The organism is Kitasatospora sp. NPDC001527 (assembly GCF_040298605.1).
GTDB lineage: Bacteria > Actinomycetota > Actinomycetes > Streptomycetales > Streptomycetaceae > Kitasatospora.
Genome location: NZ_JBEPAM010000008.1, coordinates 104,042 through 120,467, shown reverse-complemented (window position 1 = coordinate 120,467; position 16,426 = coordinate 104,042). Strand labels below are relative to the sequence as shown.

The 16,426-nt window shown below is 73.9% G+C and carries 12 protein-coding genes and 1 tRNA gene; 8 read left to right on the top strand and 5 right to left on the bottom strand.

Annotated features, from left to right (window positions below; all coding sequences use genetic code 11):
• Positions 1 to 32 precede the first annotated feature (32 nt).
• A complete protein-coding gene (locus ABT238_RS11260) occupies positions 33 to 1,139 on the top strand; it encodes a DUF475 domain-containing protein (RefSeq protein WP_350562000.1) in 1,107 nt (368 codons plus the stop codon).
• Positions 1,140 to 1,234: 95 nt separating this feature from the next.
• Here ABT238_RS11260 and ABT238_RS11255 read toward each other — a convergent pair whose 3' ends face one another.
• Complete coding sequence (locus ABT238_RS11255; protein ID WP_350562002.1) at positions 1,235 to 2,359, bottom strand: DUF2637 domain-containing protein; 1,125 nt, start codon at positions 2,357 to 2,359, stop codon at positions 1,235 to 1,237.
• Positions 2,360 to 2,705: 346 nt separating this feature from the next.
• Here ABT238_RS11255 and ABT238_RS11250 point away from each other — a divergent pair, with 346 nt between their 5' ends.
• Positions 2,706 to 3,434, top strand: a complete 729-nt coding sequence (locus ABT238_RS11250; RefSeq protein WP_350562004.1) for a Tellurium resistance — start codon at positions 2,706 to 2,708, stop codon at positions 3,432 to 3,434.
• Positions 3,435 to 3,500: 66 nt separating this feature from the next.
• On the opposite strand, the gene ABT238_RS11245 is transcribed toward ABT238_RS11250, so the two are convergent.
• Positions 3,501 to 4,598, bottom strand: coding sequence for a TerD family protein (locus tag ABT238_RS11245; RefSeq protein WP_350756683.1), 1,098 nt, complete (start codon positions 4,596 to 4,598; stop codon positions 3,501 to 3,503).
• A 322-nt stretch (positions 4,599 to 4,920) separates the two neighbouring features.
• On the opposite strand from ABT238_RS11245, the gene ABT238_RS11240 reads away from it, so the two are divergent.
• The 3 genes from ABT238_RS11240 to ABT238_RS11230 all read left to right on the top strand — a co-directional run bounded on the left by ABT238_RS11240 (position 4,921) and on the right by ABT238_RS11230 (position 9,658).
• Positions 4,921 to 6,132 carry an HpcH/HpaI aldolase/citrate lyase family protein gene (locus ABT238_RS11240; protein WP_350562008.1) on the top strand — a complete coding sequence of 404 codons (1,212 nt, stop codon included), beginning with the start codon at positions 4,921 to 4,923 and terminating at the stop codon, positions 6,130 to 6,132.
• Between the two features lie 64 nt (positions 6,133 to 6,196).
• The gene (locus tag ABT238_RS11235; protein WP_350756680.1) at positions 6,197 to 8,752 is read left to right on the top strand and encodes a phosphoribosyltransferase; all 2,556 of its coding nucleotides are present in this window, start codon (positions 6,197 to 6,199) and stop codon (positions 8,750 to 8,752) included.
• Positions 8,753 to 8,758: 6 nt separating this feature from the next.
• Positions 8,759 to 9,658 carry an HAD family hydrolase gene (locus ABT238_RS11230; RefSeq protein WP_350756677.1) on the top strand — a complete coding sequence of 300 codons (900 nt, stop codon included), beginning with the start codon at positions 8,759 to 8,761 and terminating at the stop codon, positions 9,656 to 9,658.
• A gap of 41 nt (positions 9,659 to 9,699) precedes the next feature.
• On the opposite strand, the gene ABT238_RS11225 is transcribed toward ABT238_RS11230, so the two are convergent.
• Together ABT238_RS11225 and ABT238_RS11220 are read right to left on the bottom strand one after the other, a co-directional pair.
• A complete protein-coding gene (locus ABT238_RS11225; protein ID WP_350562014.1) occupies positions 9,700 to 9,927 on the bottom strand; it encodes an FmdB family zinc ribbon protein in 228 nt (75 codons plus the stop codon).
• Between the two features lie 66 nt (positions 9,928 to 9,993).
• A complete protein-coding gene (locus tag ABT238_RS11220; protein ID WP_350756675.1) occupies positions 9,994 to 11,316 on the bottom strand; it encodes a hypothetical protein in 1,323 nt (440 codons plus the stop codon).
• A gap of 220 nt (positions 11,317 to 11,536) precedes the next feature.
• Here ABT238_RS11220 and ABT238_RS11215 point away from each other — a divergent pair.
• Positions 11,537 to 11,608, top strand: a tRNA-Val gene (locus tag ABT238_RS11215).
• Between the two features lie 158 nt (positions 11,609 to 11,766).
• Entirely contained in the window at positions 11,767 to 14,325 is a 2,559-nt protein-coding gene (locus ABT238_RS11210) for an ATP-dependent Clp protease ATP-binding subunit (protein WP_502884186.1), read from the top strand.
• 66 nt (positions 14,326 to 14,391) lie between these two features.
• On the opposite strand, the gene ABT238_RS11205 is transcribed toward ABT238_RS11210, so the two are convergent.
• Positions 14,392 to 15,264, bottom strand: a complete 873-nt coding sequence (locus ABT238_RS11205; RefSeq protein WP_350562048.1) for a metallophosphoesterase family protein — start codon at positions 15,262 to 15,264, stop codon at positions 14,392 to 14,394.
• 156 nt (positions 15,265 to 15,420) lie between these two features.
• On the opposite strand from ABT238_RS11205, the gene ABT238_RS11200 reads away from it, so the two are divergent.
• Positions 15,421 to 16,338 carry a S1 family peptidase gene (locus tag ABT238_RS11200; RefSeq protein WP_350562050.1) on the top strand — a complete coding sequence of 306 codons (918 nt, stop codon included), beginning with the start codon at positions 15,421 to 15,423 and terminating at the stop codon, positions 16,336 to 16,338.
• Positions 16,339 to 16,426: the final 88 nt, after the last annotated feature.

Genomic DNA, 16,426 nt, shown 5'->3' with positions numbered 1-16,426 from the left:
CCCGCCATGAACCCGAAAGGTAACCAAGTCCCGTGTTCCTCCGCACATTCGGCTGGTCATTCGCGATCACCATCATCGGACTGATCGCCGCCGGCCTGCTCTGGGGAGCCGAGGGATTCGGCGTCGTGCTGATCCTCTCCATCCTGGAGATCTCCCTCTCGTTCGACAACGCGGTGGTCAACGCCACGGTGTTGAAGCGGATGAACCCGTACTGGCAGAAGATCTTCCTGACCATCGGCGTGCTGATCGCCGTGTTCGGTATGCGGCTGATCTTCCCGCTGCTGGTCGTCGGCCTCACCGCGCACCTCAACCCGGCGACGGTCATCGACCTCGCCCTGCACAGCGACAAGACGTACGAGGGCCTCACCTACGGTCAGTACCTGGAGGAGGCCAACCCGGCCATCGCGGCCTTCGGCGGCGTCTTCCTGCTGATGATCTTCCTCGACTTCATCTTCCAGGAGAAGGACTACAACTGGCTGGCCTGGATCGAGCGCCCGCTGGAGAAGGTCGGCAAGCTGGAGGCCTTCTCCACCGTCGTCGCCCTGGTCACCCTGCTGCTGGCGTCCAACTTCTTCGCCGGTGAGCACGCCGAGACGGTGCTCCTCGCCGGCGTGCTCGGTCTCGTCACCTACCTCGGTGTCAACGGGCTCGCCTCGGTCTTCGAGTCGGGCCTGGAGGAGGAGGCCGAGAAGGAGGAGGAGGCCGAGAAGTCCGGCAAGTCGATCGTCCAGGTCGGCGGCAAGGCCGCGTTCTTCCTCTTCATGTACCTCGAGGTGCTGGACGCGTCCTTCTCCTTCGACGGCGTGGTCAGCGCGTTCGCCATCTCCAGCGACATCTTCCAGATCACCCTGGGCCTGGGCATCGGCGCGATGTACATCCGCTCGCTGACCGTCTTCCTGGTCCGCAAGGGCACCCTGGACGACTACGTCTACCTGGAGCACGGCGCGCACTACGCGATCGGCGCGCTCGCGGTGATCCTGATGGTCGGCATCGAGTACCACATCCCGGAGATCGTCACCGGCCTGATCGGCGTGGCCTTCATCGGCCTCGCCCTCGGCTCGTCGATCCTGCGCAACCGGCGCGAGGGCACCGGCGGCGGGGGCGACGGGGAGCGGGAGCTGGTGGGCAGCGCCCAGTAGTCCACGGCGCGGCACGGGCGCCACGGGCGCCACGACGACGAACGGCCGTTCCTCCCGAGTGGGGAACGGCCGTTCGGCGTGTACGGGGCGCGGGCTCAGCCGAGCTGCTGCTCGATGGCGCGCAGCTTGCGCTCCAGCGAGTCCAGCTTGGGCATCGACAGGGTGTCGTCGTCCGGCGTCAGGTCGATGGTCGAGCTGCTGCGGTAGGACGAGGACGAGGACGAAGCCGAGGCGGCGCTGCTGCCGACGGAGCCGCGCGGGCGGCGGCCGGTCTCCAGGGTGCTCAGCGCGGCGGGCTCCAGCGCGGAGGCGCCGGCGGTGGTGGCGGAGAGAGCGTCGGCCCCGGAGGCTAGGGCAGGCTCCGTAGCGCTCTGGCCGTCTCCGGCGGAGGCGAGGGCGGGCACCTGGCGGCCACCGCGGTTGCGGGAGAGCATGCCGCCGGACTGACGGGAGATCGCCTTCAGCTCGGCGCGCTCGCGGCGGTCGGCGCTGCGGGCGCGCACCTTGGCGTCCAGCTTGGCCTGGCGCTCCTCGCGCACCTCCTCGACGGCCTCGTCCAGGCTGCGGACGTTCTCCAGCAGCATCAGCGACCAGGCGGCGTAGGTCTCGCGGGGGGCGCGCAGCCAGCGGACGATGCGGATCTGCGGCAGCGGGCGGGGGACCAGGCCCTGCTCGCGCAGCGCGGCCTTGCGGGTCTGCTTCAGGGCGCGGTCGAAGAGGATCGCGGCCGAGATCGACATGCCGGAGAAGAACTCGGGGGCGCCGTCGTGCGAGATGCCGCGCGGGGCGTGCACCCAGTTGAACCAGGCCGAGGCGATCGCGAAGACCCAGACCAGCAGGCGCGAGCCGAGCGCCGCGTCACCGTGGCTGGCCTCGCGCACGGCGAGCACCGAGCAGAACATCGCGGCGCCGTCCAGGCCGAACGGAACCAGGTACTCCCAGCCGTTGGACAGGCCGAGGTTCTCCTTGCCGAAGCCGACCAGGCCGTGGAAGGAGAGCGCCGCGGCGACGCCGGCGCAGCAGAACAGCAGCACGTAGGAGGAGATCCCGTAGATCATCTCCTTGCGCCGGCGGCGCTCCTCGCTGCGCTCCCAGGAGTCGCCGGAGTCCTGCTTCCGGTTGTTGTTCTTGAAGCGCAGCGTCGCCACCAGGATGGCGGTGAACAGCAGGGCTGCGCCGCCGATGACGGTCCAGACCAGCTGTATGGAGGTCAGGTTCATTGCGGGTCGGGCCTCGGGTTTCCGCAGGGGACAGGTCACAGTGCGACACGGTGGTCAGGATCCGTCCCCGGGTCCGGGCCTGACGGTGCGTCGTGGTCGGACGGGTGCGCCCGGCACGCCCGGACGAGGGGCGCGCGGTACACCTGTGCGGCTAGACGATATCGCGTCCGAAGAGGCGGCATGGTACGGGAGGTGGGCTTCGCCCCGCCAATCGACCCGCCGGTGTCCGGGCGGTGTCCGCGGGACGGCGGTGGGTAGGGGAGTTCGGGTACCCGGCGGGCGGGTTGATGCCCGATCATGGAGCGGCGGACCGTCAGAGCGACTGGCGGGGCTGGGGGAGGGCGGCATGGCCTCGATTTGGGAGTACCTGCGCGGGGAGCGGAACACCTTCGACACGGGCGGCCAGTTCAAGGTCACCCTGACCAAGGCCTCCCCGCAGCACGCGATCACCGGCGCGGCGGCGACCACCGGCTACCTCTACGTCAACCTGCACTGGACCACCCGGACCGGGGCACCGCGGACGTCCCCCCGGGAGGCCGTGCGACGGTTCCTCAGCCCACGCATCCTGAGGCCGATGGAGCCGGACTCCAGTGCGAACGCGCAGGTCAACGTGGACCTCGACCTGGCCTGCATGTACGAGCTGACGGACGGCAAGCGGGGCGTGGTGCAGCCGCTGGGTGGCTTCCTCGGGGACCTCCAGCACGCGCCGTACGTCAAGCTCAGCGGCGACGACCAGTACGGCGCGCCGTCCGGCGAGACGATGTACATCAACCTGGAGAAGAAGGACCAGTTCAAGCGGCTGCTGGTCTTCGTGTACATCTACGACGGCACGCCCGCCTTCGAGCAGACCAACGCGGTGGTGACGATCGTGCCGCAGTCCGGGCCGCGGATCGAGGTGCAGCTGGAGGAGCGGGCCCCGGCGGCGCGGTCCTGCGCGGTGGTGCTGATCGAGAACAGCGGGGACAACGCGCTGACGGTGCGGCGCGAGGTGCGCTACGTCAACGGGTTCCAGGCGGACATCGACCGGCTGTACGGCTTCGGGATGCAGTGGCAGCGGGGCTACAAGCCGGAGTGAGGCGCGGGGCGCGCCGCCGGACCCCCTGGGCGGGGGCGTCGGCGGGGCGTGGGCGTCGGCGTCGGTTCAGCGCGGCTGGAACTGCGGGCCCTGCGGGGGCAGCGCGAACTCCTCGGCGGCGGGCTGCGGCGCGGGCTGGGGCGGCTGCTGGGGCGCGGTGTTCGACGGCGGGTAGCCGTAGCCGCCCTGCTGCGGGGCCTGCTGCTGCGGGTAGCCGTAGCCCGGGGCGGGCGCCGCGGGCTGCTGGGGGTAGCCGTAGCCGTCCGGCCGCGGGGCCTGCGGCGGGTAGCCGTACCCGCCCTGCTGGGGCGGCCGGGGCGCGGTGTCCGGCGGCGGGTAGCCGTAGCCGGGCTGCCGGGCCGGCGGCGCGGCCGGGGCCGGCGGGACGTTCGGCGGCATCGTGGGCGGGTTGGGCGGCGGCGGGGGCGTGTTGACCGGGACGCCGGCCGGTGCCGGGGTGGTCCGGGCGGCGGCCTGCGGCTGCGGGACGGCCGGGGCCAGGGTGAAGGTGCCCGGTTCGGGCCGGCCGGCCGGCCGGGGGTCGGGCAGCGCGGTCCGCGGGTCCGCGGCCGGGGCGGCGGACGGTCCGGCCGGGGGCGGGGTGCCCGTCCCGCCCTCGTCCTCGACGGTGATGCCGAAGTCGGTGGCCAGGCCGATCAGCCCGGACGCGTACCCCTGGCCGACGGCCCGGAACTTCCAGGCGCCCGCCCGGCGGTAGAGCTCGCCCGCGACCAGCGCGGTGACCTCGTCCCCGTCGGCCATCGCGAACTCGGCCAGGGCCGGTGCCCCGTCGCCGGCCGCGGCGTCGAACAGCTGCAGGCGCAGCCCGGCCACCGCGCGGAACGAGCCGCCCTCGGAGGAGCCGGCCAGCACCACCCGGTCGACGTCGGCCGGCAGCTTGGCGAGCTCGGCCTCGACGGTGTCGGTGATCTCGCCGCCGCCGGCGCTCTGCTGCTTGGGCAGGTGGCGCACCAGGCCGGACGGGTGGCGCGGCTGGTTGTAGAAGACGAAGTCGGCATCCGAACGGACCTTGCCGCCCGGGCCGAGCAGCAGTGCGGAGGCGTCCACGTCCGGCGCACCGGGCGTGGCGCTCCAGCGCAGCACGGCGCGGACCGCCGCCACCGGCAGTGCGATGTTGGCGCCCTTGGCCATCACGTGCGTCATAGCCGACCATCCTGCCTGTTCGCCACCCCTTCGGACAACGTGACCGGGGGAGGCGTCGTGGTGGGACTTTGCCAACGCTTGCGCTTTGTGAAGTGGAGGGTAACCTTCCGAGAATTCGCCCTTGCGGAACCGGCGCACGCCCGGAGCCGTCCGTACGATGGGCGGGCGGGAGGCTCCGGGGCCCGGTCGACGGTGACCGGCCGGAACCGGGCGGGGAACCACCAGGGCCGTCGCGCCGGTTGAACCGGGTGTTGCACCGGGGCTCGTCGCCGCCCCTCCCCGCCTCCGCCGGACCGGCGGCCGAACTCCTGAGGAGAGCATCTTGCGCCACTTCGGCCACCTCGCGGACGACGTTCGCGACCGGCTCTTTCTCCAGGCGCCGGGGGAGTTCGCCCCCGACGGCGACCCGGCCCTGCTGGCCACCGCCCTGGGCGCCACGCTCTACAGCCCGGCCACCCGGCCCACCCTGCGCGCGGACATCCGCAAGCAGGCCGCGCAGGGGGTCGTCTCGATGGTGCTCTGCCTGGAGGACGCCATCGCCGACCACGAGGTGCCGGACGCCGAGGCCAACCTGGTGGCCCGGCTCGGCGAGCTGTGGGCGGAGGTCACGGAGGGTGTCGGCACGGCCGGTGCCTCCACCACTTGCACACAGGATCTTCCCCTCCTCTTCATCAGAGTGCGGACCGCCGCCCAGCTCACCGACCTCGCCGAGCGGCTCGGACCGGCGATCGGCGTGCTCACCGGCTTCGTCCTGCCCAAGTTCACCGAGGAGAGCGGCGGGGACTTCCTGGAGGCCCTCGCGGCGGCCGAGACCGCCGCCGGCCACCGGCTGTTCGCCATGCCCGTCCTGGAGTCCCCCGAGCTTGCCCACCTGGAGACCCGCCGCGACCAGCTGTTCGGCATAGCCCGGCTGCTCGACAAGCACCGCGGGCGGATCCTCGCCGTGCGCCTCGGCGTCACCGACCTCTGCTCCGCCTACGGCCTGCGCCGCTCGCCCGACCTGACCGCGTACGACGTCGCCCTGGTCGCCTCGGTGATCGGCGACGTGGTCAACGTGCTCGGCCGCGCCGACGGCACCGGGTTCACCGTCACCGGCCCGGTCTGGGAGTACTTCCCGGTCCAGGAGCGCATGTTCAAGCCGCAGCTGCGCCGCACGCCCTTCGCCGAGGCCGAGCCCTCGCGGGAGGCGGTCCGCCGGCGGATCATCGAGCACGACCTCGACGGGCTGATCCGCGAGATCGAACTCGACCGCGCCAACGGCCTGCTGGGCAAGACCTGCATCCACCCCAGCCATGTGCCCGCGGTGCACGCGCTCTCCGTCGTGACGCACGAGGAGTACAGCGACGCCCGGGACATCCTCCGCCAGGAGCGCGGCGGGGGCGGGGTGCTGCGCTCGGCGTACACCAACAAGATGAACGAGGCCAAGCCGCACCGGGCCTGGGCGGAGCGGGTGATGCTGCGCGCCGAGGTGTTCGGGGTGGCCCGCGAGGACGTCAGCTTCGCGGAGCTCCTGTCGGCCTGCCTCTGCCGCTGAGCCGCCCGTCCCCCCTCCCCAGACCTTGCCCATCGCACCGCACCACCGAAAGCAGGACCCCTTCGTGACAGCAGCAGAGCAGGAGCGGACCGGAGCGCGGCAGCGCGCCGTCCCGCAGGAGTGGACCGGCCGCTGGGTGGCCGAGCGGGCCGGCGTCGCGCTGACCGGTTCCGAGCGCCTCCCCGAACTGGTCGGCCTCGCCCTGCGGGAGAACCGCAAGCGCGCCCACCTGCTGGTCTCCACCGTGCTCGGCAAGCACGTGCCGCAGCGTCCCGACGTGGTGCACGGCGCCGGCCTCGAACTCGGCCGCCGGGTCCGCGAACTGCTCGACGGGCTCGGCGGGCAGGCGCTCGCGCGCGCCGTCGTGCTCGGCTACGCGGAGACCGCCACCGGCCTCGGCCACAGCGTCGCCGACGGCCTGGACGCCCCCTACCTGCACTCCACCCGCCGTCCGGTGCCCGGACTCACCCCGGTCGGCGGGTTCGAGGAGGAGCACTCGCACGCCACCTCCCACCTGCTGCTGCCCGCCGACCCCGGGCTGCTCGCCGCGGACGGGCCGCTCGTCCTGGTGGACGACGAGTTCTCCACCGGCACCACCGTGCTCAACACCATCCGCGCCCTGCACGCCCGCCACCCGCGCGAGCACTACGTGGTGGTCGCGCTGGTCGACCTGCGCGGCTCCGCCGACCGGCGGCGGCTCGCCGACACCGCCGCCGAACTCGGCGTCCGGCTCGACCTGGTGGCCCTGGCCGGCGGCGGCGTCGAGCTGCCCGCGGACATCCTGGACCGGGCCGAGCGGCTGATCGCCGAGGCCGGGCCGGCCCCCGAACCGGCGGCAGGCCCGGCCGCGCCGCTGGTGCGCGTCGAGCTGGACTGGCCGGAGGGGCTGCCGGACGGCGGGCGGCACGGCTTCACCCCGGCGCACCGGGCCCGGCTGGAGGAGGCGCTGCCGGCGCTGGCCGACCAGCTGGCGGCGGCCGTCGAGGGCGGCGGTGCAGGGGAGGGCGGCGCTGCGGGCGGCGGCGGTGCTGCAGGGGAGGGCGGTGCTTCCGTCGACGGCGGGCGGGTGCTGGTGCTCGGCTTCGAGGAGCTGATGTACGCGCCGCTGCGGCTGGCCGGCGCTCTCGCCGAGCGGCTGCCCGGCGGCGCCGACCGCGTCCACAGCTCGACCACCACCCGCTCGCCCGTCCTCGCCGTCGACGACCCCGGCTACGCCATCCGCACCCGGCTGGCGTTCCCCGCCCACGACGACCCCGCCGACGACTCCCCGCGCGAGCGCTACGCCTACAACGTCGCCCCCGGCGCCGACCCGGCCCGCCGCTTCGCCACCGTGGTGCTGGTCGTCGACGACGTCGCCGACACCCCGGCCCTGCACCGGGGCGAGCGCGCCCTGCTCGGCCAGCTGCGGCGGGTCACCGACCGGGTGGTGCTCGCCGTGCTGCCCTCCCACCGGCCCGCCGCCGCGCTCCCGAGGCCGCTCTACGGCCCGGCGTTCTCCTCCTACCGCGCCGACGAGGTCGCCTGGCTGCTCAAGGACCTCTCCGGCGTCGCCCTGGAGGCGCCCACCGAGGAGCGCGAGGAGGCCGTGCAGCGCGGCGGCGCCCACTACGCCGAGTCGCTGCCGGTCGAGTACCAGCCGAGCCCCGAGTACCAGGAGCTGTTCCACCAGGCCCTGCGGACCTCCGCCCGGCGGATCGCGCTCGCCGTCGGCACCGTCGCCGAGACCCTGCTGCGCGAGCGCGGCCCCGGCCTGGTGCTCGCCTCGCTGGCCCGCGCCGGCACGCCCGTCGGCGTCCTGATCCGCCGCTGGCTCGCCGCCGGGCACGGCGTCGACGCCCCGCACTACGCCGTCTCCATCGTCCGCGGCCGCGGCATCGACCCGGTCGCGCTGCGCTACCTGGACGCCCACCACCGGGCCGCCGACGTGGTGTTCGTCGACGGCTGGACCGGCAAGGGCGCGATCACCCGCGAACTCGCCGCGGCGCTCGCCGGGACGGGCTTCGACCCCGGCCTCGCCGTCCTCGCCGACCCCGGCCGCTGCGTGTCCACCTTCGGCACCCGGGACGACTTCCTGATCCCGTCCGCCTGCCTCAACTCGACCGTCTCCGGCCTGGTCTCGCGCACCGTGCTGCGCGCCGACCTGATCGGCCCGGACGACTTCCACGGCGCCAAGCACTACACCGAGCTGGCCGGCGCCGACGTCTCCGGCGCCTTCCTGGACACCGTCGCCGACCACTTCGCGGACGTCCGGGCCGAGGCCGTCGCGGCGGCCGGGCGCTTCCTCGACGCCGGGCACGCCGCCGAGCGCACCCCCGACTGGGCCGGCTGGGCCGCCGTCGAGCGGATCAGCGCCGAGTTCGGCATCGACGACGTCAACCTGGTCAAGCCCGGCGTCGGCGAGACCACCCGGGTCATGCTGCGCCGCGTCCCCTGGCGGGTGCTGGCCCGGCGCGGCGCGGGCGCCGACCTCGACCACGTCCGGCTGCTCGCCGCCCAACGGGGGGTTCCGGTCGAGGAGGTGGACGACCTGCCGTACTCCTGCGTCGGCCTCATCCACCCCCGCTACACCCGGGGGGCGACCGGCGCCTCGGGCACGGCCGTTCTCGTGAAGGAGTCCTGAGCCCCGATGACCGGTTACCTGAGCGGCGGCATGAACGGCGGCGCCGCGGGCCGCTTCGTCGTCGCGAGCGACCTCGACCGCACCCTGATCTACTCCAACCGCGCCCTCGCCCTCGACGTGCCGGACCGGCTCGCGCCGCGCCTGCTCTCCGTCGAGGTGCACGACGGCAAGGCGCTCTCCTTCATGACCGAGCAGGCCGCCGCGCTGCTCGTCGAGCTCGCCGGCCAGGCCCTGCTGGTCCCCGCCACCACCCGCACCCGGGCCCAGTACGAGCGGGTCAACCTGCCCGGCCCGACGCCCGGCTGGGTCCCGCCGTACGCGATCTGCGCCAACGGCGGGCGGCTGCTCGTCGACGGCGTGCCGGACGCCGACTGGGAGGCCGAGATGGCCGCCCGGCTGGCCGGCGGGGCGGCGCCGCTGGCCGAGGTGGTCGAGCACCTGGCGCTCTGCGCGGACCCCGAGTGGACGCACAAGCGGCGGGTCGCCGACGAGCTGTTCGCCTACCTGGTGGTGGAGCGCGCCGAGCTGCCGCAGGGCTGGCTCGCGGAGCTCACCGGCTGGTGCGCGGAGCGCGGGTGGACCGTCTCGCTCCAGGGACGCAAGGTGTACGCGGTGCCGGCGCCGCTCAGCAAGAGCGCGGCGCTGGCCGAGGTCGTGCGGCGGGTCGGCGGGGCCACCGTGCTCTCCGCCGGGGACTCGCTGCTCGACGCCGACCTGCTGCGCGCCGCCGACGCCGCCTGGCGGCCCGGCCACGGCGAGCTGGCCGACACCGGGTGGACGGCGCCCGGCGTCACCGCGCTCGACGAGGTGGGCGTGGCGGCGGGCGAGGAGATCGTCCGCCGCTTCCTGGCCCGGGTCCGGGGCGAGGCCGTCGAGGCCGACCCGGCCGCCGTCACGGCGGGCTGAGCCGCCGGCTGCGCCGTTCCGGCCGTTCGCTCAGGCGCCTGTCAGCCGCAGCAGCCGCCGCCGCAGCAGCCCCCGCCGCCACCGGCCGACGGGGCCTGCTGCGGCGCGCCGCCGGCGGAGGCCGCGCCCGTGACGGCGACGGTCGACAGCAGCTTCACGGTGTCCTGGTGGCCCTGCGGGCAGACGGCGGGGTCGCCCGCCTGGGCCATCGGACGGCGGAGCTCGAAGGTGGCGCCACAGGCGCGGCAGCGGAAGTCATAACGAGGCATGTCCGCCAGCGTATCCGCGCCGCCGCCCGTTGTCCGGCCCGTTGTCCGGCCCGCTAGCCCGGCCCGCTACCGCACTCCGCCGCCCAGCTCCCCGCGGATCAGCTCCACCACGTCCGCCGCCGTCTCCCGCACCGCGGCCAGCTCGGTCAGGAAGCGCCAGTAGTCCGGGTGCCGTCCGGCCGACTCCAGCTCGGCCACCGCGCGGTCCAGCCGGGCCACCGCGGCGTCCAGCGGCCCGGCGTGCCGCGGGTCCGGCGCGTGCCGCCCGGCCATCGCGAGCCGCTGGGCGTCCCGCAGGGCGAAGCGGGCCCGCTCGACCTCCTTGTTCGGGTCGATCTGCACCTCGTTCAGCTGCCGCAGCCGGTCGTTCACCGCGACCACCGAGCCGTCCGCCGTGTCCAGCAGCGCGCGCACCGTGCCCAGCGCGCCCGTGGCGTCCGCCCAGCGCTGGCCGTCCCGGGCCCGGGCGGCCTCGGCGAGCTTCTCCTCGGCGGCCCGCCGGGTCTCCGCGACCTGGACCGGCACCCGCTGGAGGTCCTGCCAGCACGAGGTCGAGAACCGCCGGCGCAACTCGCTCAGCGCCGGTTCCACCGTCCCGGCCTTGGTCTCCAGCGCCTGGATCCTGGTCCGCAGGCTGGCCACCCGGCGGTCGATCTCGCGGGCCCGCTCCGGCAGCTGCCCGGACTCCGCCGCGATCGCCTCGGCGCGCTCGCGCACCCGCTCCGCGCGCTCCAGCGTGCCGGGCACCCCGTGCTGCGCCACGCCCTCGTTCAGCCGCGCCAGCTCCGGGGCCAGCTCGGCCAGCCGCGTCGCCAGCTCGTCCGCCCGCAGCCCGGCGCCGCGCGCGGCGTCCAGCGCGTTGCTCGCGGCCAGCAGCGCCGCCCTGGCCTGCTCCACCGCCGGGGTCACCCGCATCAGCTGCTGCTCGGCCCGCTCCAGCGCCGGCTGCAGCTTGCGCAGGAAGTCGTTCAGTTCCGCGAGCGCCGAACCGAGCTGCCCCTTCACGTCGTCCAGCTGGTGCTTGGCGCGGGCCGCCGTCCCGGACTCCAGGTCCTCCGCGTCCAGGTCATGTGCGTCGAGGGCGGTCAGGTAGTTCACGGTCACCTGGTCGACCCGGCCGGAGATCGCCTCGAAGTCCGCCACCGCCCGCCGCGCCGTCGCGCCGTCCCCGGCGGAGCGCACCGTCTCCACCGCCAGCCGCGCCTCGCGCTGGGTGGAGTCCACGTCGTAGAACGCCTGCTGCGCCGCGTCCCGCGCCGCCCGGGCGTCCGCCCGCATGCCCTCCCCGCCGCGCCGCCCCCACCAGCCCCCGCCGGCCCCGAACGACGCCGCCCCGGCGGCCCCGAGGGCACCCGCGACGACCAGCGGCAGCACCAGCGCCTCGGACATCGCGCTCCCCGGCCACCGCCGCCCCCGCCCGCCTCCGCCGGCCACCCTCACTGCGCGCTCCCTGGTTCCCGACCACTGATCCACGGCCCATTCTTCCCGATCACCCCGCCCGACCGGCACCCCACCCGCCCCACCCCCGACCACCCTGCACCACACCACCCCACGGACCAGGTACCCTAAGCATTCGTCGTGCGCCCGAACCGGGCCCACCACACCCCCGGGGCGCGTAGCTCAGCGGTAGAGCGCTGCTCTTACAAAGCAGATGTCGGCGGTTCGAAACCGTCCGCGCCCACCTTGTGAATGACGGAACGACGGCTGCGGCCCGGGCCGGGACTTGTGTCCCGGCCCGGGCCGTTGTCGTGGGCTGGGTGGGGGTGTTCGGGAGGCGGGGTGGGGTGGGGTGTGTTTGTGTGGGCACCAACCGTTTGGGAGAGGTGATCCTCCGTGACCATGCCGCCGTTCGGTTCGAACGACCCGTTCTCCGATCTGCTCAGCCGGTTCTTCGGGATGAGCCCGCTGGCCTCCCCGCCCGCCGTGCAGCGGGTGCCGATCGGGCGACTGCTGAGCGAGTCGGCCCAGGAGTTGCTCGCCTCGGCCGCCCAGCGGGCCGCCGAGGACGGGAGCAGTGATCTCGACACCGCGCATCTGGCGTGGGCGGCCACCCGGGTGGAGCCGTCGCGGCGGATGCTGGAGCGGGCCGGGATCGATCCGGACCGGCTGGCCGGTGATCTGGCCGAGGTGCTGCCGTCCGGGGGCGGCGGGCCGGCGGAGGACGGGCGGCCCGCGCTGACGCCGGCCGCCAAGCGGGCGCTGCTGGCCGCGCACGCCCGGTCGCAGGGGGCCGGGGCCTCGTACATCGGGCCGGAGCACATCCTCGGCGCGCTGCTGGAGGAGGAACGCTCCGGCGCCGGGGCGGCGCTGCGCAACGTCGCGCCGTCCCAGGAGGCGCTGCGCACGGTGCTGGACGGGCGCGGGGTGGGCGGCGAGCGCAGCCAGGGCGGTGCGCGGCCGAGCCAGACGCCCACGCTGGACGAGTACGGGCGCGACCTCACCGAGGAGGCCCGGGCGGGGCGGCTGGACCCGGTGGTCGGCCGGGCCGAGGAGATCGAGCAGACCGTCGAGATCCTCTCCCGCCGGACCAAGAACAACCCGGTGCTGATCGGCGAGCCGGGTGTCGGCAAGACGGCGATCGTGGAGGGGCTGGCGCAGCGGATCGTCTCCGGGGACGTCCCGCAGAGCCTCAAGGAGAAGCGGGTCGTCACCCTGGACCTCACCGCCCTGGTGGCCGGATCCAAGTACCGGGGCGAGTTCGAGGAGCGGCTGAAGAGCGTGATCGACGAGGTCACGGCCGCCGAGCAGAGCGTGATCCTGTTCCTCGACGAGCTGCACACCGTGGTCGGCGCGGGCGGTGGCGGCGAGGGCTCGATGGACGCGGGCAACATCCTCAAGCCGGCGCTGGCCCGCGGCGAGCTGAGCGTGGTCGGCGCGACCACCCTGGACGAGTACCGCAAGCACGTCGAGAAGGACGCCGCGCTGGAGCGCCGCTTCCAGCCGGTGCTGGTGCCGGAGCCGACCGTCGAGGAGACGGTCGAGATCCTCCAGGGCCTGCGCGACGCCTACGAGGCGCACCACCAGGTGCGGTTCGCCGACGAGGCGCTGGACGCGGCCGCCACCCTCTCCGACCGCTACGTCAGCGACCGCTTCCTGCCGGACAAGGCGATCGACCTGCTCGACCAGGCCGGCGCCCGGGTGCGGCTGCGCAGCCTGAGCGGCTCCACGGTGGCGATGCCGGTCCAGGACCGGATCACCAAGCTGCGCCGCGAGCTGGAGGAGGCGGTGGCGGACGAGGAGTTCGTCCGGGCCGCCAACCTGAAGAGCGAACTGCGGCAGACCGAGGACGAGTTGGCCGCGATCGCGGAGTCCCGCGAGGAGGTCGTGGCGGTCACCGCGGACGACATCGCCCAGGTGCTGTCCAGCCGCACCGGCATCCCGGTCGCCGAGCTGAACGCGACCGAGCGCGAGCGGCTGCTGAAGCTGGAGGAGCACCTGCACGAGAAGGTGATCGGCCAGGACCAGGCGGTCACCGCGGTCGCCCAGGCGGTGCGGCGGGGCCGCGCCGGGATGGGCGATCCGGACCGGCCGACCGGCTCGTTCCTCTTCCTCGGCCCGACCGGCGTCGGCAAGACCGAGCTGGCGAAGGCGCTGGCCGCGCTGCTGTTCGGCGACCCGGACCGGATGATCCGCTTCGACATGAGCGAGTTCCAGGAGAAGCACACCGTCTCCCGGCTGGTCGGCTCCCCGCCCGGGTACGTCGGCTACGACGAGGCGGGCCAGCTCACCGAGGCGGTGCGCCGCAAGCCGTACAGCGTGCTGCTCTTCGACGAGGTGGAGAAGGCCCACCCGGACGTCTTCAACCTGCTGCTCCAGGTGCTGGACGACGGCCGGCTGACAGACGCGCAGGGCCGTACCGTCGACTTCCGCAACACCGTGCTGATCATGACGAGCAACATCGGCTCGCAGCGGATCCTCGACCACGCGGGCGACGTCGACGAGATCCGGGACGACCTGATGCGGGACCTGCGCGGTCGGTTCCGGCCGGAGTTCCTCAACCGGATCGACGAGGTGATCGTCTTCCACGCGCTGACCCGCAAGGACCTGCTCCAGGTGGTGGACCTGCTGCTGGACCGCTCCCGGCGCCGGCTCAGGGCCCAGGACGTGGAGCTGGAGGTGACGCAGGACGCGAAGGAGTGGCTGGTGAACCGCGGCTACCTGCCGGAGTTCGGGGCCCGGCCGCTGCGCCGGACGATCCAGCAGGAGCTGGACAACCGGATCTCCAACCTGCTGCTGGACGGCACCGTGCAGGAGGGGGACACCCTGGTCGCGGAGGTGTCGGACGGGGAGCTGACGGTGGCGCTGGCGCGTCCGGAACGCTCGGCCACCTTCGAGGAGGCCCAGGAGGAGGCCCAGGAGAAGGCGGGGGAGCAGGCCCAGGAGAAGGCCGGGGAGTAGCGGCACACGCGGCACACACGGCACACACGGCGCGCCGGGCGGGACCCGGCGCGCCGTCGTCTGCGCTCAGGCGCCCGGGAAGACCTCGCGCAGCAGCGGGTCGGGCACGCCGCGCTTGCCCCACTCGCGCGGGTAGCCGAGCGACACCTCCTCGAACGGGACGCCGTCGTAGCTGGTGCGCCGCGGGATGTGCAGGTGCCCGTAGATCATCGTGGCGGTGGGGAACCGGCGGTGCCAGTCCGCGGTCAGCTCGGTGCCGCACCACTGGGCGAACTCGGGGTACCAGAGCACCTCGGTGGGCTGGCGGACCAGCGGGTAGTGGTTGACCAGCACCAGCGGCAGCTGCGGGTCGTGCTCGGCGAGCCGCTTCTCGGTGAGCCGGACGCGCTCGCGGCACCAGGAGTCGCGGTCCGGGAACGGGTCCGGGTGCAGGAAGCGCTCGTCCGCGCAGACCACGCCGGATTCGTAGGCGGCGGCCAGCGACTCCTCCTTGGTGCTGGTGCCGGGTGCCCGGAAGGAGTAGTCGTACAGCAGGAACAGCGGGGCGACGGCGACCGGGCCGCCCGCGCCGGTCCACACGGGGTAGGGGTCCTCGGGGGTCACCACGCCGAGCTCGCGGCAGATGTCCAGCAGGTGCTCGTAGCGTTCGACGCCGCGCAGCTGGACCGGGTCGTTGGGGTGGGTCCACAGCTCGTGGTTGCCGGGGGCCCAGATCACCTTGGCGAAGCGCTCGGCGAGCAGGCCCAGGGCCCAGCGGATGGTGGTGGTGGACTCGGCCACGTCACCGGCCACGATCAGCCAGTCCTCGGGTGAGGCGGGCTGCAACTGTTCGACCAGCTCACGGTTCTGCTGGTAGGAGACGTGCAGGTCGCTCACCGCGAGCAGCCGGCCGCCGGCCCCGTCCCGTCGCGTGCCGTCCGTGTGGTTGTCGCCGGTCATGTCAGCCCCCCAGGTGGTCGTCCCTGCCGTTGCGGTCACAGTACCGGGGTCCGGCGGCCGGAACACGGCGCCCGGATCACCGGCCGCCGCCGCGGCCCTTGACAGGGCGTCATGTCCGCGCCAGCTTTGGGGCACCCCCACACCGAGAGGTCTCTCATGAAGAAGCCGCTCATAGGCATGCTGGCCGCGCTCCTGACCGCCGGGGCGACCGCCCTCGCCGGAGCACCCGCCGCGACCGCCACCACGACGGCCACGACGACGGCCGCGACTGCCACCACGACCACCGCGACGGCCGGCGCCACGACCGTCGCCGCGGAGCCGGCCCAGGCCGGCAAGATCGCCGCCGTCACCTTCGCCGGCACCGTGGCCCTGAGCAACTGTTCCGGCTCGCTCGTCCGGTTCCCCGGCTCCACCGCCAACGACCCGGCGCTGGTGCTCTCCAACGGCCACTGCCTGGAGACCGGTATGCCCGGCCCCGGCCAGGTGGTCGTCAACCAGGCCTCCAGCCGCAGCTTCACCCTGCTGAACGCGAGCGGCGGATCGCTCGGCACCCTGCGCGCCAGCAAGATGGTCTACGGCACCATGACCGACACCGATGTGTCGATCTACCAGCTGAACACCACCTACGCCGCCATCCAGTCGCGCTACGGCATCGCCCCGCTGACCGTGGCGGCCACCCACCCCGTGCAGGGCACCTCGATCAAGGTCGTCTCCGGGTACTGGAAGAAGATCTACTCCTGCTCCGCCGACGGCTTCGCCTACCGGCTCAAGGAAGCGGACTGGACCTTCAAGGACTCCCTCCGCTACACCTCCACCTGCAACGTCATCGGCGGCACCTCCGGCTCGCCGGTCGTCGACGCCACCAGCGGCCAGGTCGTGGCGGTGAACAACACCATCAACGAGAGCGGCCAGCGCTGCACCCTGAACAACCCGTGCGAGGTGGACCAGAACGGCGCGGTGACCGTCCGTCCGGGCATCGGCTACGCCCAGGAGACGTACATCATCCCCGCCTGCTTCAGCGCCGGGAACAAGCTCGACCTGACCAAGGCCGGCTGCACCCTACCGCGCCCCTGACCAGCACGTTCGCCCCTGATGGGCCATCCGCGACCGGCGGGTGGCCCATTCGGCCGTCTACCGGACGGCCGGTCCGACCGGCGGCCGC

Bases quoted from the DNA above. Each gene is read 5' to 3' on its own strand.
- ABT238_RS11255 (WP_350562002.1), bottom strand. From the start codon at position 2,359: ATGAACCTGACCTCCATACAGCTGGTCTGGACCGTCATCGGCGGCGCA.
- ABT238_RS11250 (WP_350562004.1), top strand. From the start codon at position 2,706: ATGGCCTCGATTTGGGAGTACCTGCGCGGGGAGCGGAACACCTTCGAC.
- ABT238_RS11245 (WP_350756683.1), bottom strand. From the start codon at position 4,598: ATGACGCACGTGATGGCCAAGGGCGCCAACATCGCACTGCCGGTGGCG.
- ABT238_RS11230 (WP_350756677.1), top strand. From the start codon at position 8,759: ATGACCGGTTACCTGAGCGGCGGCATGAACGGCGGCGCCGCGGGCCGC.
- ABT238_RS11225 (WP_350562014.1), bottom strand. From the start codon at position 9,927: ATGCCTCGTTATGACTTCCGCTGCCGCGCCTGTGGCGCCACCTTCGAG.
- ABT238_RS11220 (WP_350756675.1), bottom strand. From the start codon at position 11,316: ATGTCCGAGGCGCTGGTGCTGCCGCTGGTCGTCGCGGGTGCCCTCGGG.
- ABT238_RS11210 (WP_502884186.1), top strand. From the start codon at position 11,767: ATGCCGCCGTTCGGTTCGAACGACCCGTTCTCCGATCTGCTCAGCCGG.
- ABT238_RS11205 (WP_350562048.1), bottom strand. From the start codon at position 15,264: ATGACCGGCGACAACCACACGGACGGCACGCGACGGGACGGGGCCGGC.
- ABT238_RS11200 (WP_350562050.1), top strand. From the start codon at position 15,421: ATGAAGAAGCCGCTCATAGGCATGCTGGCCGCGCTCCTGACCGCCGGG.